This is a genomic window from Streptomyces sp. NPDC015220 (assembly GCF_043079345.1).
Classification (GTDB): Bacteria; Actinomycetota; Actinomycetes; order Streptomycetales; family Streptomycetaceae; genus Streptomyces.
This window is the reverse complement of sequence record NZ_JBIBUK010000009.1, coordinates 101,040-116,138: the sequence shown is the minus strand read 5'-3', so window position 1 is coordinate 116,138 and position 15,099 is coordinate 101,040. Positions and strand designations below refer to the sequence as shown.

Below are 15,099 nucleotides of genomic sequence, written 5' to 3'. Positions count from 1 at the left end.
GGCGTCGGCCGACCCGGCCTGACGCCACGTCAGTCCACATCTTGAAACGCGGGTCTCATCATTCGGCACGCGGGCGTAGCGTGAGGGCCACCGCCCCGGGGCCGCGGGCCCGAGCGGGGTCAGGTGACGAGAAGGGGTACAGCCATGCCTGCACCGAGGGAGACGGCCGTCTACACGCACGGGCACCACGAGTCCGTGCTGCGTTCGCACACCTGGCGCACCGCCGCCAACTCCGCGGCCTACCTGCTCGGTTCGCTGAAACCCCACATGCGGATCCTGGACATCGGCTGCGGGCCGGGCACCATCACCGCCGACCTGGCGGCGCTGGTCCCCGACGGGCACGTCACGGGTGTCGACCGGGCACCGGGCATCGTGGAGAAGGCCCGGGCCACGGCCGCCGGACGGGGATTGGACAACGCCGACTTCGCGGTCGCGGACGTGCACGCCCTGGACTACCCGGACGACACCTTCTGCGTCGTCCACGCCCACCAGGTGCTGCAGCACGTGGGCGATCCCGTGCAGGCGCTGCGCGAGATGCGGCGGGTGACCAAGCCGGGCGGCTTCGTCGCCGTCCGGGACGCCGACTACGCCGCCATGACCTGGTACCCCGAGGTGTCCGGGCTGGACGACTGGCTGGACCTGTACGAAAGGGTGGCGCGTGCCAACGGCGGCGAGCCGGACGCCGGCCGTCGACTGCGGTCCTGGGCGCTGGCGGCGGGCTTCACCGACGTCACGGCCACCTCCAGCACCTGGACCTACTCGACACCGCAGGAGCGGGAGTGGTGGAGCGGCCTGTGGGCCGACCGCACCCTGGCCTCCGAGTACGCCGAGCGCGCCGTCGAGGGCGGTCACGCGACCCGGGAACGGCTCCTGGCCGTGTCCCGGGCGTGGCGGGAGTGGGGCGAGCGGGAGGACGGATGGTTCGCCGTCCTGCACGGAGAGGTCCTGTGCCGCAAGGACGCCTGACCGCCCGCCCGAGCGCCGTGAGGCGCCTCGGGCGGGCCGCGACGTGGCCCGGGCCGGCCGCAAGGTGGCCCAGGCCGGCCGGCGTGGCGCGCGGGCCGGCTCAGTTCCGGGGAAGCAGCGGGCCCAGCGGCCCGAGGTCCAGATTGAGGTCCTCGGGCCGCAGTCCGTAGCGGTTCCGGAGCTCGGCCATGCGGTCCTCCAGGAGCATGAGCGTGAGACCGATCCGCTCCTCCTGCTCCTCGGTCAGGTCGCCCTCGTCGAAGCGGCGCAGCGCCTGCCGTTCCATGAGCTGGCGCAGCAGTTCCACCACCGTGAGGACGAGTTTCACCAGATCGCGCTCGACGGTGTCGGGCTCGAGCTCCACCCGCCTGCGCTGGGTCACGGTGCCTCCTCCACTGCCTCGAAGGGGGAGGGCACCTTCGCGTTCACCGAGCTGATCAACGCGTTCAGGTCGATGCGGACCAGGTCGACGTCCGCGATGCGCAGGGTGAGGTCCCCGGTGATGACGACCCCGCCGGCCAGCAGCCGGTCGAGGAGGTCGACCAGGGCGATCTCACGGCGTTCCACGACCGTCATGCCGTCTCCCCCGGTAGTTCACCGGCGAAGGAGTACGCCGCCCAGGGGCCCGTGAGTTCCACGCGCAGCCCGGGGGCGTCGTCCTTGGTGCGGTCCACCAGTTCCACGAATTCCTCGGAATCGCCGCGCGACACCAGGTAGGCCGCGTTGAGCACGTTCCGTCCGGCGGCGCCGGAGAGCGTCGGGTTCTGCGGAGCGTGCAGCCGGGATTCCTCGGCGAACCCGGCGAGCCTCTCGTGCAGCGCGGTCGCGAACGTCTCGGCCCTCTGCCACAGGTCCTCGTCCGCCCTGGTCTGCTGCCGGCGCCGACGCAGGTAGTCCCGGCCGGACGCGGCCTTCGGCACCGGCTGCTCCGCCGCGCTCTCCTGGGGCTGCTCGGACTCCAGGTAGACCTTGACGCCCCACTCCACCCGGCCGGTCAGCCGGTCCAGCGTCCGCAGGAAGTGCTCCTCGCGGGACTCGATCATGGTGCGCACCCCGCTGTCGTCCCGGAAGACGGTCGCCAGCCGCAGCGGCAGCGGGGTGGTGACGACGGTGAGCGCGTCGATGACGCCCTGGTGGGCGCGGGCGGTGGCGGCGAGCCAGTCCAGGTCCTCCAGGTGGGCACGCAACGCCTCCTCGCCGAAGTCCCGCTCCGGGACCTCGCTGACGACGGCGACCAGGCCGTGGTGGTGCAGCGGCTTGGCCGGGGCGCCGGCCACTCCGGTCAGCTGCGCCTGCAGGGGCGCGCCGAGGGGGCGGCAGATGGCGTAGACGTACCGCAGTCCTGTCATGGTGCCTCCTTCGGGAGCGTGCGTCCCGTGCGGCTGGTGCGCTCGCCCAGTTCGAGCTCCTCCAGCCGGGCCAGCCGCTCGCGCAGCTCGGCGTTCTCCCGCGCGAGTTCGTCGCGGCGGGCCCGCGAGGAGAGCGCCGGGTCGCTCTCCCACCAGTCGATCCCCATCTCCTTGGCCTTGTCGACCGAGGCGACGACGAGCCGGAGCTTGATGGTGAGCAGCTCGATGTCGAGCAGGTTGATACGGATGTCGCCCGCTATGACGACACCCTTGTCGAGCACTCGCTCGAGGATGTCGGCGAGGTTGGCGCCGCTGCTCGGGCCGTAGGGATCGGGCAGCCGGCTGGGTGTCGTCATCGACGGTTCCCGCCCTCGGCGTACTCGTGGCCTTCCTCAGGCTCCTCCTCGGGTTCCCCCTCGGACTCGTCGCCGGGTTCCTCCTCGTAGTCGCCGTCCTCCTCCTCCTCGGCGTAGGGCTCCTCCTCGTCCTCCTCGTAGGGCTCCTCCTCTTCTTCTTCCTCCTCCTCGCCCTCGTAGGCGCCCTCCTCCTCGGGCTGCTCCTCCTCGGCCTCCTCGGGCTCCTCGGCCTCCTCGGCCTCCTCGGGCTGCTCCTCCTCGGGCTCCTCGGCCTCCTCCTGCTCCTCGGCGCGCTCCTCCTCCGCCACCGCGTCCTCGTGGCTGCGGACGACCTCTCCGTCGCGGATCTCGCCGCGCCAGGAGTCCTCGGCCTCCCCCTTGAGGGTGATGTAGCGGGCGAAGTGCTTCAGATCCAGCCGGACCCGGCGGCCCTGGGCGCGCCAGATGTTGCCGGTCTTCTCGAAGAGGCCGCTGGGGTAGTACTCGATGACCAGCAGCACGCGGGTGAGGTTGTCCTCCAGCCGGTGGAAGGAGACGACGCCCCTGGTGGTGCCCTTCGCACCCTCCGAGGTCCACTGGATGCGGTAGTCGGGTATCTGCTCGTTGGTCTTCGCCTTCCAGCTCCGGTTGGACCACCAGATCTTCGCCTGCCAGTCGGAGGTGGTGTCGTCGGCGCGGCTCGCGCTCTTGACGCCCTTGGCGAAGGTGCTGAAGTCCTGGTACTGGGTCCACTGGTCGTAGGCGGTGCGCAGCGGCACGCCCACGTCGACGGACTCGATGATGACCGTGGGCTTGTTGCCCCCGCGGGTCTTGCGCCTGCCCTTGCCGCCGCCGATGTTCTTCAGCGCGCCCATGACGCTGTCCTTGGCGTGCGAGGCGCCGACCTCCAGCGCGGTACGGACCGGCCCCTTGCCCTCGGCGAGCTTGCGGCCGGTGTCCAGGGCGAGCTTGGCGAACCCCGGGCTGTTGCCCTCGGCGATGTCGTTGAGCTTGCCGGTGGTCTGCCCGAGCTTGCGGCCGAAGCCGGCCAGCAGCCGCTCGGCCTGTGCGGAGAGGTACTCCTGCGCCTCCGCCTTGAGCCGGTCGGCGGCCTCGCTGTGCGCCAGGTCGGCCAGCGGGGTCTTCTTCCCCGCGCCGCCTGTCGCCTGCCCCGCCGCCTTGCCCGCGGCGGACACGGCGCTCTTGAGGGTCTCGGTCATCGGTCACCACCGCCCTTCGGCAGCCGGGACCGAGTGGCGCGGGTCGCGTCGCCGCCGGCCGAGGCCGTCTTCTTCGCGGACGTCTTGGCGGCCGACTTCGCGGCCGCGGTCTTCTTCGCCGCCGTCTTCCCGGCGGGGGCCTTCTTCGCCGCCTTCCGGACCGGCGCGGCGCCCTGGCCGCGCTGAGCCGTCTTCTTGGCGGGCGCCTTCTTCGCGGGCGCCTTCTTCGCGGACGCCTTCCGGGCCGGGCGCCGGTCCCGCCCGGAGCCGTCCGCGGAGTCCTCCGACTCGTCCTCCGACTCCTCCTCCGACTCGGGTTCCTCGTCGGCCTCGCGGCCCTCCCGGTCCTCGTAGGCGTCCTCGTAGTCGTCCTCGGAGCCGCCGCCCTTCTTCCCGGCAGCCCTCTGCGCGCTCCCCTTCGCCTCGCCGCCGGCCCCGGACATCTCGTCCCGGACCTGCGCGGTGCGGCTGTGCAGCCGGTCGGCGAGCGCGGTCATCTGCCGCTCCACCATCGCCCCGGAGGCCGCCTTGCCGACGCCCCGCAGGTCCTGGCGCAGCTGGTCCCCGATCTCCTTGAACTGGGGGTTGCCCTTGAGCTGCTGGTTGACCAGTTCCGCGATGCCGCGCGGGCCGAGGTTCAGCTTCTTGCCCGCGACCATGCTGCCCACGGCGACGGCCATCTTCAGTTTCTTGGTACGTCCCAACAGGTATCCGGCCCCTACCGCGAGGCCGAGTCCCATCCGATTCATCGTGCCGTCCCCTCGCCTGTCCCCGGGCCCCCGCGCAGACCGATCTCCAGCCGGTCCAGCAGCTCGTCCTCCTGGCGGTCGAACTCCTCCTCGGAGATTTCGCCCGCCTCCAACCGCTGTTCCAGCTGTGCGAGTTCGGCCCGCACGGTGGCCGGGTCGTAATAGATGCGCTCCGCTTCGTGCAGCACCTGCCTGATCGCCCAGGCGCCGCCGCGTGCCGGAGCGAACGGCAGCAGCAGCACCTCCGAGATCAGTCCCATGGCGTCACTCCGCTCCCGCGTCGACTCCCGCCGCGGTACCCGCCGGCTCTGCCGGGCCTGGCTCGACGAAGCTGTAGGGCGGCAACGGTCCGTTGACGCGCAGTTCAACGTGGGGCAGGTCCTCGCGGGCCCGCTCGACGGCTTCCAGGAACCGGGCCGCCTCGTCGCGGTCCACCAGGAACGAGGCGTTGACCAGCCAGCCCGTGGACTCGGGGCCCTCGCTGACCGCGGCGGCCCGTCCCTCGACGGCCCGGATCACCTGGGCGGCGTCGTCGGCCTCGCGGGCCTTGACGGCGGACGCGACCAGCTCGCCGAGCCTGATCTTGTCGTCGTAACTTCCGCCGCCCGACGACCGGTTGGCCTCGGCCTGGGCACGGATCTCCGGGTGCTCGGACATCACGCGGTGCAGCACCGCGTCCTCGACGTGGCTGCCCTTGACGTTGTACTCGACCTTGCCGTCCAGCGCGCGCAGACGTTCGGTGTAGTGCTCCGCACGCTCGGTGAGCACGCCGGTGACGGCGTCGTCGTCCGGGGCCACGCTGCCGAACCGCATGGGCAGCACGCACCCGGCCGCACCGGCCTCGCTGAGCACGTTCTGATGGGCGAGCAGGTCCTTGCGCTTGGGGCGCAGCCCATCGGGCGCGTCGCTGACCACGGCCGCGAGTTCGCCCGCCGTCAGCACCCGCACCGGCCGCGGCGGGTCGCCGACACCGCCCATGCCCTCGGACAACGGCGGATGCGAGGCGGCGACGATCCCGTAGACGTAGGTGCTCACTCCTGCTCCTCCTTCCTGCGGGCCGCCGTGGCCTTGCGCGGACGCGGCCGGGACTCGGTGTCGCCCTCGGAACGGGCCTGCTTGAAGGCGTCGGAGACGGTCTGGGCGGCGCCGGACAGCGCGCCCTTGGACTTGCCTCGGGCGCCGGACTCGGTGACCTCGCCGACGAGGTCGGGCAGGCCCGGGCTCTTGTGCGGGCCGGACTCCAGGTCCAGCCGGTTGCACGCCTCGGCGAAGCGCAGATACGTGTCCACGCTGGCCACGACGACACGCACGTCGATCTTCAGGATCTCGATGCCTACCAGGGAGACCCTCACGAACGCGTCGATCACGAGCCCCCTGTCGAGGACTAGCTCCAGTACGTCGTAGAGGCCGCTGCTGCCGCCTCCACCGCCGGAAGTCTGTGCCGGGACAACGGTCATGCCTGCCGTGCCTCCTTGTCTGTGAATGGGATGTGGTGCGCGATCACGGGTGTGCGCGGACGGCCTACCGGCCGCGGTGTGCGTCGGCCCGTCCCCGTTCGTAGCGGCCGAGCCGCCGGTAACCGGTGAGCAGCCCCTCGTGGTCCAGCTCGACCAGGTAGCTCGCCATCAGGCTCATGGTGTCGGGCACCCGGGTGAGTTCGAGGACCTCGACCTCCAGCGACCAGCCGTCCTCCGTCCGCTCGAAGGAGGTGACGGACTCCACGGTCATCCCGGTGAGTTCCGCGAGTTGGGCGCGTGCCTCGCGCAGCACCTCCACGGGGCTCATCCGGCGTTCGGCCGCTCGGTCGCGGTCCGTGCCGCCGTCGGTCGCGTTGCCGTCGGTCGCGCTGTTGTCGTTCTCGGTACGTGACTCCTGTGTTTTCTGTGGCTTGTGTGAGTCCTGTGACTCGGACGTATTTCTCGTATTCGACATGGCCACCTCTCCTCTTCGGGTGGCCGCAGGTTCTCCGGCCAAACCTTCATGACCACACATGTCCCTCACACAGGACACTCGGCCTGCGCATTTGTCGGGTTTGCCGCCGGTCGCCCGCGCGGACTGCCCGGCGTGCACGGCCCGTCGCTCACCGCACCACCGCCTCCTCCACCAGCAGCCGGGCGGCGGCGGCGATCGACTCGGCGTCGATGCCGGCCGCGTGCAATTGCTCGGCGGGCGAGGCCGAGCCGGGCATCGTACGGACGGCGAGCCGGACCAGACGCGGCACCGGGCGCCCGTCGAGGAAGGCGTCGAGGACCGCGTCGCCGAGGCCGCCCTCCGCGCGGTGGTCCTCGACGGTGAGCAGGCAGCCGGTGTCCTCGGCGGCCTGGCGCAGTGTGGCCCGGTCGACGGGCTTGACGGAGTACAGGTCGACCACCCGGACCCTGATGCCCTCCCGGTCGAGGGCGTCGGCGGCGGCCAGCGCCTCGTGCAGGGTGACGCCCGCGGCGACGACCGTCAGCCGGTCCTCGCCGGAGGAGCGCAGCACCTTGCTGCCGCCGACCGGGAACTCCTCGTCCGGCCCGTAGATCACCGGGCTCTCACCGCGCGAGGTGCGCAGGTAGCGGATGCCGTCCAGACCGGCCATCTCCGCGACGAGCTTCGCTGCCTGGTTGGCGTCGCTCGGGTACAGCACCGTGGAGCCGTGGACGGACCGCATCATCGCCAGGTCCTCCAGCCCCATCTGGCTGGGCCCGTCCTGGCCGATCGAGACGCCCGAGTGGGAGCCGTTGAGGTTGATCCCGGAGCCGCTGACGGCGGCCATCCGCACGAAGTCGTGGGCGCGGGTGAGGAAGGCCGCGAAGGTCGAGGCGTACGGCACCCAGCCGCGCCGGGCGAAGCCGACCGCGGTCGCGACCATCTGCTGTTCGGCGATGTAGCACTCGAAGTAGCGCTCGGGGTGTTCCTTGGCGAAGAACTCCGAGCGGGTGGAGTCGCCGACCTCGCCGTCGAGGGCCACGACGTCACCGCGGGCGGCGCCGAGGGCCGCGAGCGCCCGCCCGTAGGCGTCCCGGGTGGCGACCTCCTCACCCTTGTCCCAGCGGGGCAGTTCGAGGCGGCCGTCCCCCACGCTGTGCAACGAGCGGGCGGACGGCGGCTCCTGGACGCGCACGCGGATGTCGCGGACGCCGCCGAGTTCCCCGATCGCCTCGTCGGCGTCCTTCAGCGGCTTGCCGTGCAGCCCCTCGCGGTCCTCGGTGTCCTTCACGCCCTTGCCCTTCAGGGTGCGGGCGATGATCGCGGTGGGCTGGCCGGTGGTCGAGACCGCCTCACCGTAGGCACGGTCGATCGCGTCCACGTCGTGGCCGTCGATCTCGACGGTGTGCCAGTCGAAGGCGCGGAAGCGGCGGGCGTACGCGTCCAGGTCGTGGCCGTGCCGGGTGGGGCCGCGCTGGCCGAGCCGGTTGACGTCCACGATCACGGTCAGGTTGTCCAGGCGCTCGTACCCGGCGTGCTCGGCGGCCTCCCAGATCGACCCCTCGGCCATCTCGCTGTCGCCGCACACCACCCACACCCGGTAGTCGGCGTGGTCCAGCCGCTTGCCGGCCAGCGCGATGCCGACGCCGATCGGCAGTCCCTGCCCGAGGGATCCGGTGGCGGTCTCCACCCACGGCAGCCGCTGCGGCGTGGGGTGTCCCTCCAGCCGGCTGCCCAGCTCACGGAAGGTCAGCAGCTCCTCGTCGTCGATGGCGCCGGCCGCCTTGAAGACGGAGTACAACAGCGGGGAGGCGTGCCCCTTGGACAGCACGAAGCGGTCGTTGCCGGGGTGCTCGGGCCGGTCGAAGTCGTAGCGCAGGTGGCGGGCCAGCAGTACGGCCATCAGGTCGGCGGCGGACATGGACGACGTGGGGTGCCCGGAGCCCGCCGCGGCGGCGGCTCGCACGCTGTCGACCCTCAACTGCTGTCCGAGTTCGACGAGTTCGTCGCTGTTCATGAGTCTCCTTCCGCAGGAATGTCACTACGCCTGACCGGGCCCGGGGCGGGGTGCGGCTCGGCGGGGCCACGGCCCGGTCGCGGCTCGGTGGCGGGGCCGTCCTCCGGCTGCCGCCCGGTGGCCCGCCCGCGGCCCGGCTGCCGCTCCGCGGCGGGTCCGCCGCCCGGTTGCTTCCGCGCGGCCTTCCCGCCCGTCCGGTTCCGCCCGGACTTCCCGCCCGGCTGGTCCTCCGCCGGGCCCCCGGCCCGTCGCCGGCTCCGCCCGGATCCGCCGCCGGGCTGCTTCCGCTCGGCCTCCGGCCCGCTCCGCCCGGACTCCGCGGCCGACTGCTTCCGCGCGGCCCCGGAACCCGGCTGGTTCTTCGCGGGTTCCCCGCCGGGCTGGTTCCGTGCCGGCTCGGGACCCGGCTGGTTCTTCGCGGGCTCGCCGCCCGGCTGCTTCCGTGCCGGCTCGGGACCCGGCTGGTTCTTCGCGGGCTCGCCGCCCGGCTGTTTGCGCGCAGGCTCCCCGCCGGGCTGACTTCGCGCGGGCTCCACGCCCGGGCGGCTCTTCGCGGGCTCCGAGCCCGCGCCGGCGGCCGCGCCCCTGCCGTCGGCCGCGCCCCTGCCGTCGGCCGCGCCCGTGCCGGCGGCCGCGCCCGTGCCGGGTGCCGGCCCGGCGCGCCCGGTGCCTTCCTCCGCCGTGTCCTGCGTCGTCGCCCGTCGGCCCGGGGCGGCAGACGGCGCGGTGGCCGGGGCGCCAGGGGCGCCCGGCACGCGGGCCAGCTCCGGGGACGCCGATTCCAGCGGCACCGACCAGGACCGTACGAGCCCCAACTGGACAGCCTGGCGCGGGAGCAGGGAGTTCAGCAGCCAGTCGGCGGCCACCCGGACGCGGTTGCCCGGCATCGCCGCGAGGTGGTAGCCGCGGGTGACCGCGCCGGCCACCGGGCCGGACAGCGGGATGCCGAACGGGTCGGCCGCCGCCCTGGCCCCGCCGAGGTCGACCACGAACCCCAGGTCGCGGTGACGGTAGGCGCGCCGCACGCCGACGCCGAGCGAGGCGGCGACGTTCACGGCGGCGGTCCTGCCCTGCCGCCAGGCGTGCTGGGCGGTCATCGGGGTGTACTCGCCGGGATCGACCAGGTCGGGCACGGCCGCCGCGTCACCGCACGCGAACACCTCCGGCCGCCCCGGAACCCGCAGGCAGGGGTCGACCACGAGCCGCCCGCGCTCCAGTGGCCACCCGGTGCTCTCCACGAGCGGATCGGGCCGGACCCCGACGCACCACACCAGCGAACGGGTCGGCACGAACTCGCCGTCGGTCAGCAGCACCCCGTCGTGCGTCGCCTCCCTCACGGAGGTGCCCATACGCACCTCGACGCCGCGTTCCCGCAGCACCCGGTCCGCGGTGCCGGAGAGCCGCTCGTCCATCTCGGGCAGCACCCGCGGCGCGATGTCCAGCAGCATCCAGCGGGGCCGCATGCCCTGCCGCAGCGGATGCCGGCGCACCTGCGCGTCGGTGTACATCTTGCCGTGCGCGGCGACCTCGGTGCCGGTGTAGCCCGCGCCCACGACGACGAAGGTGCACCGGGCGGCACAGGCGTCGCGGTCGTCCTCGGCCGCGGCGAGTTCGACCTGCCGGGTCACGTGATCGCGCAGGTACAGCGCCTCGGGCAGCCCGCGGAAGCCGTGCGCGTGCTCGGCGACGCCCGGGATCGGCAGCAGCTTGTTGACGCTGCCGACCGCGAGCACCAGCCGGTCGTACGCCAGCGTGCCGCCGTGCCCCTCGGGCCCGGTGAAATGCACGGTGCGCGCGTCCATGTCGATGGCGTCGGCCTCGCCGAGGACCAGGCGCACGTGGGGCAGCGTGCCGGAGAGGGAGACGGTGACCCGGCGCGGCTCCAGGATGCCGGCGGCGACCTGGGGCAGCAGCGGCAGGTACAGGAAGTAGTCGGTGGGGTTCAGCAGGGTGATGTCGGCCTTGCCCCGGGACATCCGGGACAGGGTCCGGGCCGCCCGGTACCCGGCGAACCCGGCGCCGACGATCACTATGCGGGGTCGAGTCACGGTTCGCCTCCGGCGCGGTCGCGTACCTGGTGCGGAGCCTTCCGCGTCCCCCTGGCCGGAACGGCCAAACGTGAGGGGGGCGCGCCCCCGGCGGACGGCGCCGGGAGCCGGGAGCCGTGTTCAAAGCGGCGGCGGGGCCCGGTGACCGGGGGCCCGCCGCCGGAGCCGCCGGCCGGGCGCCCCGCGGCCGAACCCGGAAGGAACCGGAGGCCGGACCCGGTGTGCCGGCCGCAGCCGGGCCGCCCCGCGGTTTCCGCGGTCGCCGCCGGGTACTCGGCAGCGCGTCCTCACCCGCCCACGCCCCGGAGGTGTCCTCCCATGCCCGAGTACGGCTATCACCTGTCGTGCGAGCAGTACGGCCCGGCGGAGTTGGTCGAGCAGGCCAGAATGGCCGAGCAGGCCGGTTTCCAGGCGCTGTGGATCTCCGACCACTACCACCCGTGGAACGACGCGCAGGGCCAGAGCCCCTTCGTGTGGTCGGTGATCGGGGCGCTGTCCGAGGCGGTGTCCCTGCCCGTCGAGACGGCCGTGACCTGTCCGACCGTGCGGATCCATCCGGCCGTGGTGGCGCAGGCCGCCGCGACCAGCGCGGTGATGACCGGGGGCCGGTTCCGGCTCGGCGTCGGCACCGGCGAGGCGCTCAACGAGCACGTCCTGGGCGACCGGTGGCCGCCCGCCGGCGTCCGGCTGGAAATGCTGGAGGAGGCGGTGCAGGTGATGCGCCGGCTGCTGACCGGCGAGGAGGTCACCCACCACGGCACGCACTACACGGTGGAGAACGCCCGCCTCTACACCGTCCCCGACGAGCCCGTCCCGATCGACATCTCCGGTTTCGGCCCGAAGGCGACCGCGCTCGCCGCTCGCGTGGGCGACGGCTACATCACGATGACGCCGGAGGAGGAGATGGTCACGCAGTACCGCAAGGGCGGGGGCGGGGCCAAACTCGTGAGCGGCGGCACGAAGGTGTGTTTCGGGCACGACCGGGAGGAGTGCGTCCGTACCGTGCACGAGCTGTGGTACAACGAGCAACTGCCCGGCGAGATGGGCCAGATACTGCCCACTCCGCGCCACTTCGAGCAGTTGAAGCCGCTCGTCACAAAGGACATGGTCCGGGACGGGGTGGTGTGCGGCGACGACGTGGACCAGCACGTGTCCGCGTTGCGGGCGTTCGCCGACGCGGGCTTCGACCGGGTCTACGTCAACCAGATCGGCCCCGACCAGCGCGGGTTCTTCGACTTCTACCGCACCAAGGTGCTGCCGCAGCTGCCGCGGTGACGGCGGAACCGGGGAGGGAATCCCGTTCCGGGCCACCCGGACCGCCCGCCCGGACGGGCGCCCGCTCACGGCCGGTGAGCGGGCGCTGGTCGTCGGAGGTCCGTCCGGCCGGGCCCGTTCCGTCGGGCCCGGCCGGGTCGCACCGGGTCGCACGCGGTCGAGGCGGTTCCCGTCAGGCGTCCGCGTCCCCCGGGCGGGTCGGCCGCGGGACGGCGGGCGGCGTGGCCGGCATCGGGGGCACGGAGGGGGCGGGCACGGACCGGCTCCCCGCACCGCCGTGCTCGCCGGCGGGGCCGGAGGCGAGGCCGCCCGTGCGCTCCGGCTCCGGCACGGCCCCGGGCCCAGGCCGGGTCCCGGCGGGCCGGGCGGCGCAGCGCAGCGCGTACGCCACGACGCCCATGACCGCCGCGGTGATCAGCGCCGACGCCCAACCGGGCAGGCCGATCGCCAGGGCCAGGCCCACGGCGAGCGCGACCGCCGCGCCCGCGTACAGTGCGGCGGCGCCGGACGCGGCGTACAGCATGGCCGTACGGCGCTGCCTGCGGGTCTGCTCGCGCAGTTCGTCGCGCACCGTCTCGCGCGCCACCTGCGCCAGCTCATCGACCAGTTGCTTGTCCAGATGCTCCAGGTGATCCAAGCGCTCCATTCCCTGCGGGTACCCGCGCGCGCATCCGGGTAACGCCGCGTCACCACCGGCCCGGCGCGGTCCGAGGACGCCCTCCTGCGTCGGCTCCCTCACCAACTAGGCTCCTGCGCATGGAGATTCTGGGTACCAGCCTGCGTGTCTGCGTCGACGACCTGGAGACCGCGGTCCCCTTCTACGAACGTCTCGCGGGCGGCAGAGCCCTGCGTTTCGAACGCGGCGGCGTCCAGGTGGCCGCCGTCGGCTGCTTCCTGCTGATGAGCGGCCCCGAGTCGGAGCTGGCGGTGCTGCGCAAGGTGGCGGCGACGATCGCGGTCGAGGACGTCGAGGACGCCCACCGGGTCCTGACCGAACTCGGCGCCCGGATCCTGGCGGGCCCCGTGCCGACGCCGGCGGGCCGCAACCTGCTCGCCATGCACCCCGACGGCACGGTGTACGAGTACGTGGACCGCCGCGGCTGAGTGGCGGCCGGCCCCGTAGGACGGGAGCGGCCGCCACGCCCTCAGGAGGGCTCCGGGCGCATCCGGAAGTCGTAGCGCGCGGGCAGCTCCCCGCCGCCGGTCCGGTGCCACACCCGGCCGATCCGCTCGTCGCCCTCCCGCAGGTCGGCCACCTCGAAGCCCGCGTCGAAGACGGCGCGCGCCTGCTCGGACCGCCCCTCGGCGAGCAGCAACTCGGCCTCGAGCAGCCGGAACCGGCCGCGCTCCCGGGTCGCCGGGTCCAGCCGGTCCCACACCGCGCGGGCGTCCGCCGTCCGGCCCGCCCGGAGCAGCGCCTCGATCGCCTCGCGGCCGAGCGCCGCGCCGGCCGCCGTCCGCTCCTCGTCCTCGCGCCGCTCCCGGCACAGGTCGTCGAAGGCCTCGGCGTACCGGTCGGCGGCCCGCTCGTGGTGGCCGGCCTCCTGGTCGGCGACGGCCAGGCAGCGCAGCGACGGCCAGCGCCACCGCGCGAGTTCCAGTGCCCGCTCCCAACTGCGCACCGCCTGCGCCCGGTCGCCGGCGTGCCACTGGGCGACGCCCAGGTGGTACTCGGCGAGCGCGGTGGCGGGCGCCGTCTCCAGCAGGTCCCGCCAGTGCGGGGCGACCAGGCTGTCGCCGGGCGGTCCGGGCCGCTCCGGCTCCGGGAAGGAGCCGGAGCGCAGCAGCTCCCGCCATGGTTCCTGGGCCGGGCCCATCGTGGCGGCGGTGAACGGTGTGCCCGGCAGCTTCCAGCCGGAGCGCAGCACTTCGAGCCCGCCCCAGCCGGATCCGGTGGCGAGCGGCTCGCCCGGCTCGGCGTCGGCGTACGGCCTCCAGGCCGCGTGGGCGGCGTCGACGGCGGCGCGCGGCAGGGCTGCCTCCAGCCGCTCCTCGGTGCGTCGCACGGCCGTGTCCCACTCCCCGTCGGGCGGCGGGGCGCTCAGCGGCCCGTAGGACTCCAGCCAGGCCACCTCGCTCTCCGCCTCCAGCCGTACGTGTTCGAGCTGGGTGCGGGCGAGACCGGCCTGGATCTCGCAGTAGCCGCCGGTGCCGGGCTCGGTCAGCCACTCCTGCCAGCGCCGGCCGCCGGGGCCGGCGCCCCAGACGAACAGCTTGCGGCCGCGCAGCACGTCGGTGGAGGTCTGCACCAGCCCGTCGCCGGCCTCGTCCAGCGCGGCGATCCAGCGGCGGCGTCCGTCGGGCACCTCGTAGAAGTAGTCGGCAGCGTAGGTGCTGTTGAGGGGATAGGTGCGGTCGGCCCCGTCGTACGCCGGGACCGGTACCCGGCGCAGCCGGCGCTCGTAGCCGAAGTGGTAGGCCTCACTGGCGGGGGCGAGCACCCGGCGTTCCTCGGGGACGGCGATGTTGGACCACCAGTAGGCCGGTACCGGCCGGTCGTGCGGGTTGCGGATCCGGACGCCGACGTGCAGGAAGTCGGAGCCGTCCGGCAGCCACAGGTCGACCTGGAAGGGCAGGTCGCGCAGCCTTTCCCACTCCCACAGCCGCAGCATCTCGCCGCCGTCCGGGGCGGGGACGGCGGCGGCGTGCAGGGGCGCGCAGGAGAGGGTGGTGTGACCGGTGGCGCCGATGTTCCATTCGATGCCGCCGGAGAACCAGGCCCCGTTGAGGGCGAAGTTGGCCGGTTGGAACACCGGGTTGCGGTAGAGGAGTTCGCGGCCGGTCGGCTTGTGCAGCAGGGAGGCGATCCGGCCGCCGAGGCCGGGGAGCACGGTGGCGCGCAGCCGGTCGTTCTCCAGCACGAGGGCGTCGATCCGACGGGTCTCGCGTGCTCTGCCGTAGCCGTCGCGGACCCGCACCGGCAGCAGGCCGCGCAGCGGGGCGTGGCCGATCTGCCGGGCCATGTCGTGCGGCAGGCCCTCCTTGTCCCGGTCGTCGATGCGGTGGACCTCGTCGAGCGGGCGCAGCGCCGGCAGCGGGTTGTCCGGCCCCGGCGGTGCGACGGGCAGTGTCAGTACCTCTTGTCGGATCGTCGTCACGATCACCATGGAACCCGGTCGGCGCCGTCCCGACCAGGGGCTCCACCGGTCAGGATTGCGCAAAGGCGCCCGCCGAAATCCGGTGGGCGGCGCGTCCGCCGGCGACGTACAGTCGGTCCTTCGACGGGGTT

Annotated in this window: 17 protein-coding genes; 3 read left to right on the top strand and 14 right to left on the bottom strand. The window is 73.6% G+C overall.

The annotated features are described in order from the left end of the window. Positions 1-144 precede the first annotated feature (144 nt). Entirely contained in the window at positions 145-966 is an 822-nt protein-coding gene (locus ACF061_RS19955) for a class I SAM-dependent methyltransferase (RefSeq protein ID WP_392268220.1), read from the top strand. A gap of 100 nt (positions 967-1,066) precedes the next feature. Here ACF061_RS19955 and ACF061_RS19950 read toward each other — a convergent pair whose 3' ends face one another. The 12 genes from ACF061_RS19950 to ACF061_RS19895 form a co-directional block, all read right to left on the bottom strand. After that, complete coding sequence (locus ACF061_RS19950) at positions 1,067-1,348, bottom strand: gas vesicle protein K (RefSeq protein WP_392268219.1); 282 nt, start codon at positions 1,346-1,348, stop codon at positions 1,067-1,069. Continuing rightward, on the bottom strand, positions 1,345-1,542 hold the full coding sequence (locus ACF061_RS19945; RefSeq protein ID WP_392268218.1) for a gas vesicle protein: 198 nt from the start codon (positions 1,540-1,542) through the stop codon (positions 1,345-1,347). The genes ACF061_RS19950 and ACF061_RS19945 overlap by 4 nt, the downstream gene beginning before the upstream one ends. After that, positions 1,539-2,315, bottom strand: a complete 777-nt coding sequence (locus ACF061_RS19940) for a GvpL/GvpF family gas vesicle protein (RefSeq protein WP_392268217.1) — start codon at positions 2,313-2,315, stop codon at positions 1,539-1,541. Before ACF061_RS19940 ends, ACF061_RS19945 begins: the two co-directional genes overlap by 4 nt. Further along, positions 2,312-2,671, bottom strand: a complete 360-nt coding sequence (locus ACF061_RS19935; RefSeq protein ID WP_392268216.1) for a gas vesicle protein — start codon at positions 2,669-2,671, stop codon at positions 2,312-2,314. The genes ACF061_RS19940 and ACF061_RS19935 overlap by 4 nt, the downstream gene beginning before the upstream one ends. Continuing rightward, positions 2,668-3,870: an SRPBCC family protein gene (locus ACF061_RS19930; protein ID WP_392268215.1), complete on the bottom strand. Its 1,203-nt coding sequence runs from the start codon at positions 3,868-3,870 to the stop codon at positions 2,668-2,670. Before ACF061_RS19930 ends, ACF061_RS19935 begins: the two co-directional genes overlap by 4 nt. After that, positions 3,867-4,619 carry a PE-PGRS family protein gene (locus tag ACF061_RS19925; protein WP_392268214.1) on the bottom strand — a complete coding sequence of 251 codons (753 nt, stop codon included), beginning with the start codon at positions 4,617-4,619 and terminating at the stop codon, positions 3,867-3,869. The genes ACF061_RS19930 and ACF061_RS19925 overlap by 4 nt, the downstream gene beginning before the upstream one ends. Further along, positions 4,616-4,879 (bottom strand): gas vesicle protein GvpG, encoded by a 264-nt coding sequence (locus tag ACF061_RS19920; protein ID WP_392268213.1) that lies wholly within the window; start codon positions 4,877-4,879, stop codon positions 4,616-4,618. The genes ACF061_RS19925 and ACF061_RS19920 overlap by 4 nt, the downstream gene beginning before the upstream one ends. A gap of 4 nt (positions 4,880-4,883) precedes the next feature. Then, positions 4,884-5,654, bottom strand: a complete 771-nt coding sequence (locus ACF061_RS19915; RefSeq protein WP_392268212.1) for a GvpL/GvpF family gas vesicle protein — start codon at positions 5,652-5,654, stop codon at positions 4,884-4,886. Next, complete coding sequence (locus ACF061_RS19910; RefSeq protein ID WP_392268211.1) at positions 5,651-6,076, bottom strand: gas vesicle structural protein GvpA; 426 nt, start codon at positions 6,074-6,076, stop codon at positions 5,651-5,653. The genes ACF061_RS19915 and ACF061_RS19910 overlap by 4 nt, the downstream gene beginning before the upstream one ends. A 64-nt stretch (positions 6,077-6,140) precedes the next feature. Then, entirely contained in the window at positions 6,141-6,551 is a 411-nt protein-coding gene (locus ACF061_RS19905) for a gas vesicle protein (protein WP_392268210.1), read from the bottom strand. A gap of 148 nt (positions 6,552-6,699) precedes the next feature. Further along, positions 6,700-8,547, bottom strand: a complete 1,848-nt coding sequence (locus tag ACF061_RS19900) for a transketolase (protein ID WP_392268209.1) — start codon at positions 8,545-8,547, stop codon at positions 6,700-6,702. Further along, entirely contained in the window at positions 8,544-10,577 is a 2,034-nt protein-coding gene (locus ACF061_RS19895; protein WP_392268364.1) for an FAD-dependent oxidoreductase, read from the bottom strand. Before ACF061_RS19895 ends, ACF061_RS19900 begins: the two co-directional genes overlap by 4 nt. Positions 10,578-10,913: 336 nt before the next feature. On the opposite strand from ACF061_RS19895, the gene ACF061_RS19890 reads away from it, so the two are divergent. Further along, a complete protein-coding gene (locus tag ACF061_RS19890; protein WP_392268208.1) occupies positions 10,914-11,870 on the top strand; it encodes an LLM class F420-dependent oxidoreductase in 957 nt (318 codons plus the stop codon). A gap of 172 nt (positions 11,871-12,042) precedes the next feature. Here ACF061_RS19890 and ACF061_RS19885 read toward each other — a convergent pair whose 3' ends face one another. Beyond that, positions 12,043-12,516, bottom strand: a complete 474-nt coding sequence (locus tag ACF061_RS19885) for a phage holin family protein (RefSeq protein ID WP_392268207.1) — start codon at positions 12,514-12,516, stop codon at positions 12,043-12,045. 110 nt (positions 12,517-12,626) lie between these two features. Here ACF061_RS19885 and ACF061_RS19880 point away from each other — a divergent pair, with 110 nt between their 5' ends. Further along, positions 12,627-12,974 (top strand): VOC family protein, encoded by a 348-nt coding sequence (locus tag ACF061_RS19880; RefSeq protein WP_392268206.1) that lies wholly within the window; start codon positions 12,627-12,629, stop codon positions 12,972-12,974. 41 nt (positions 12,975-13,015) lie between these two features. Here the strand turns inward: ACF061_RS19880 and ACF061_RS19875 are convergent, their stop codons facing one another. Continuing rightward, positions 13,016-14,977, bottom strand: coding sequence for a DUF5107 domain-containing protein (locus tag ACF061_RS19875; RefSeq protein ID WP_392268205.1), 1,962 nt, complete (start codon positions 14,975-14,977; stop codon positions 13,016-13,018). Positions 14,978-15,099: the final 122 nt, after the last annotated feature.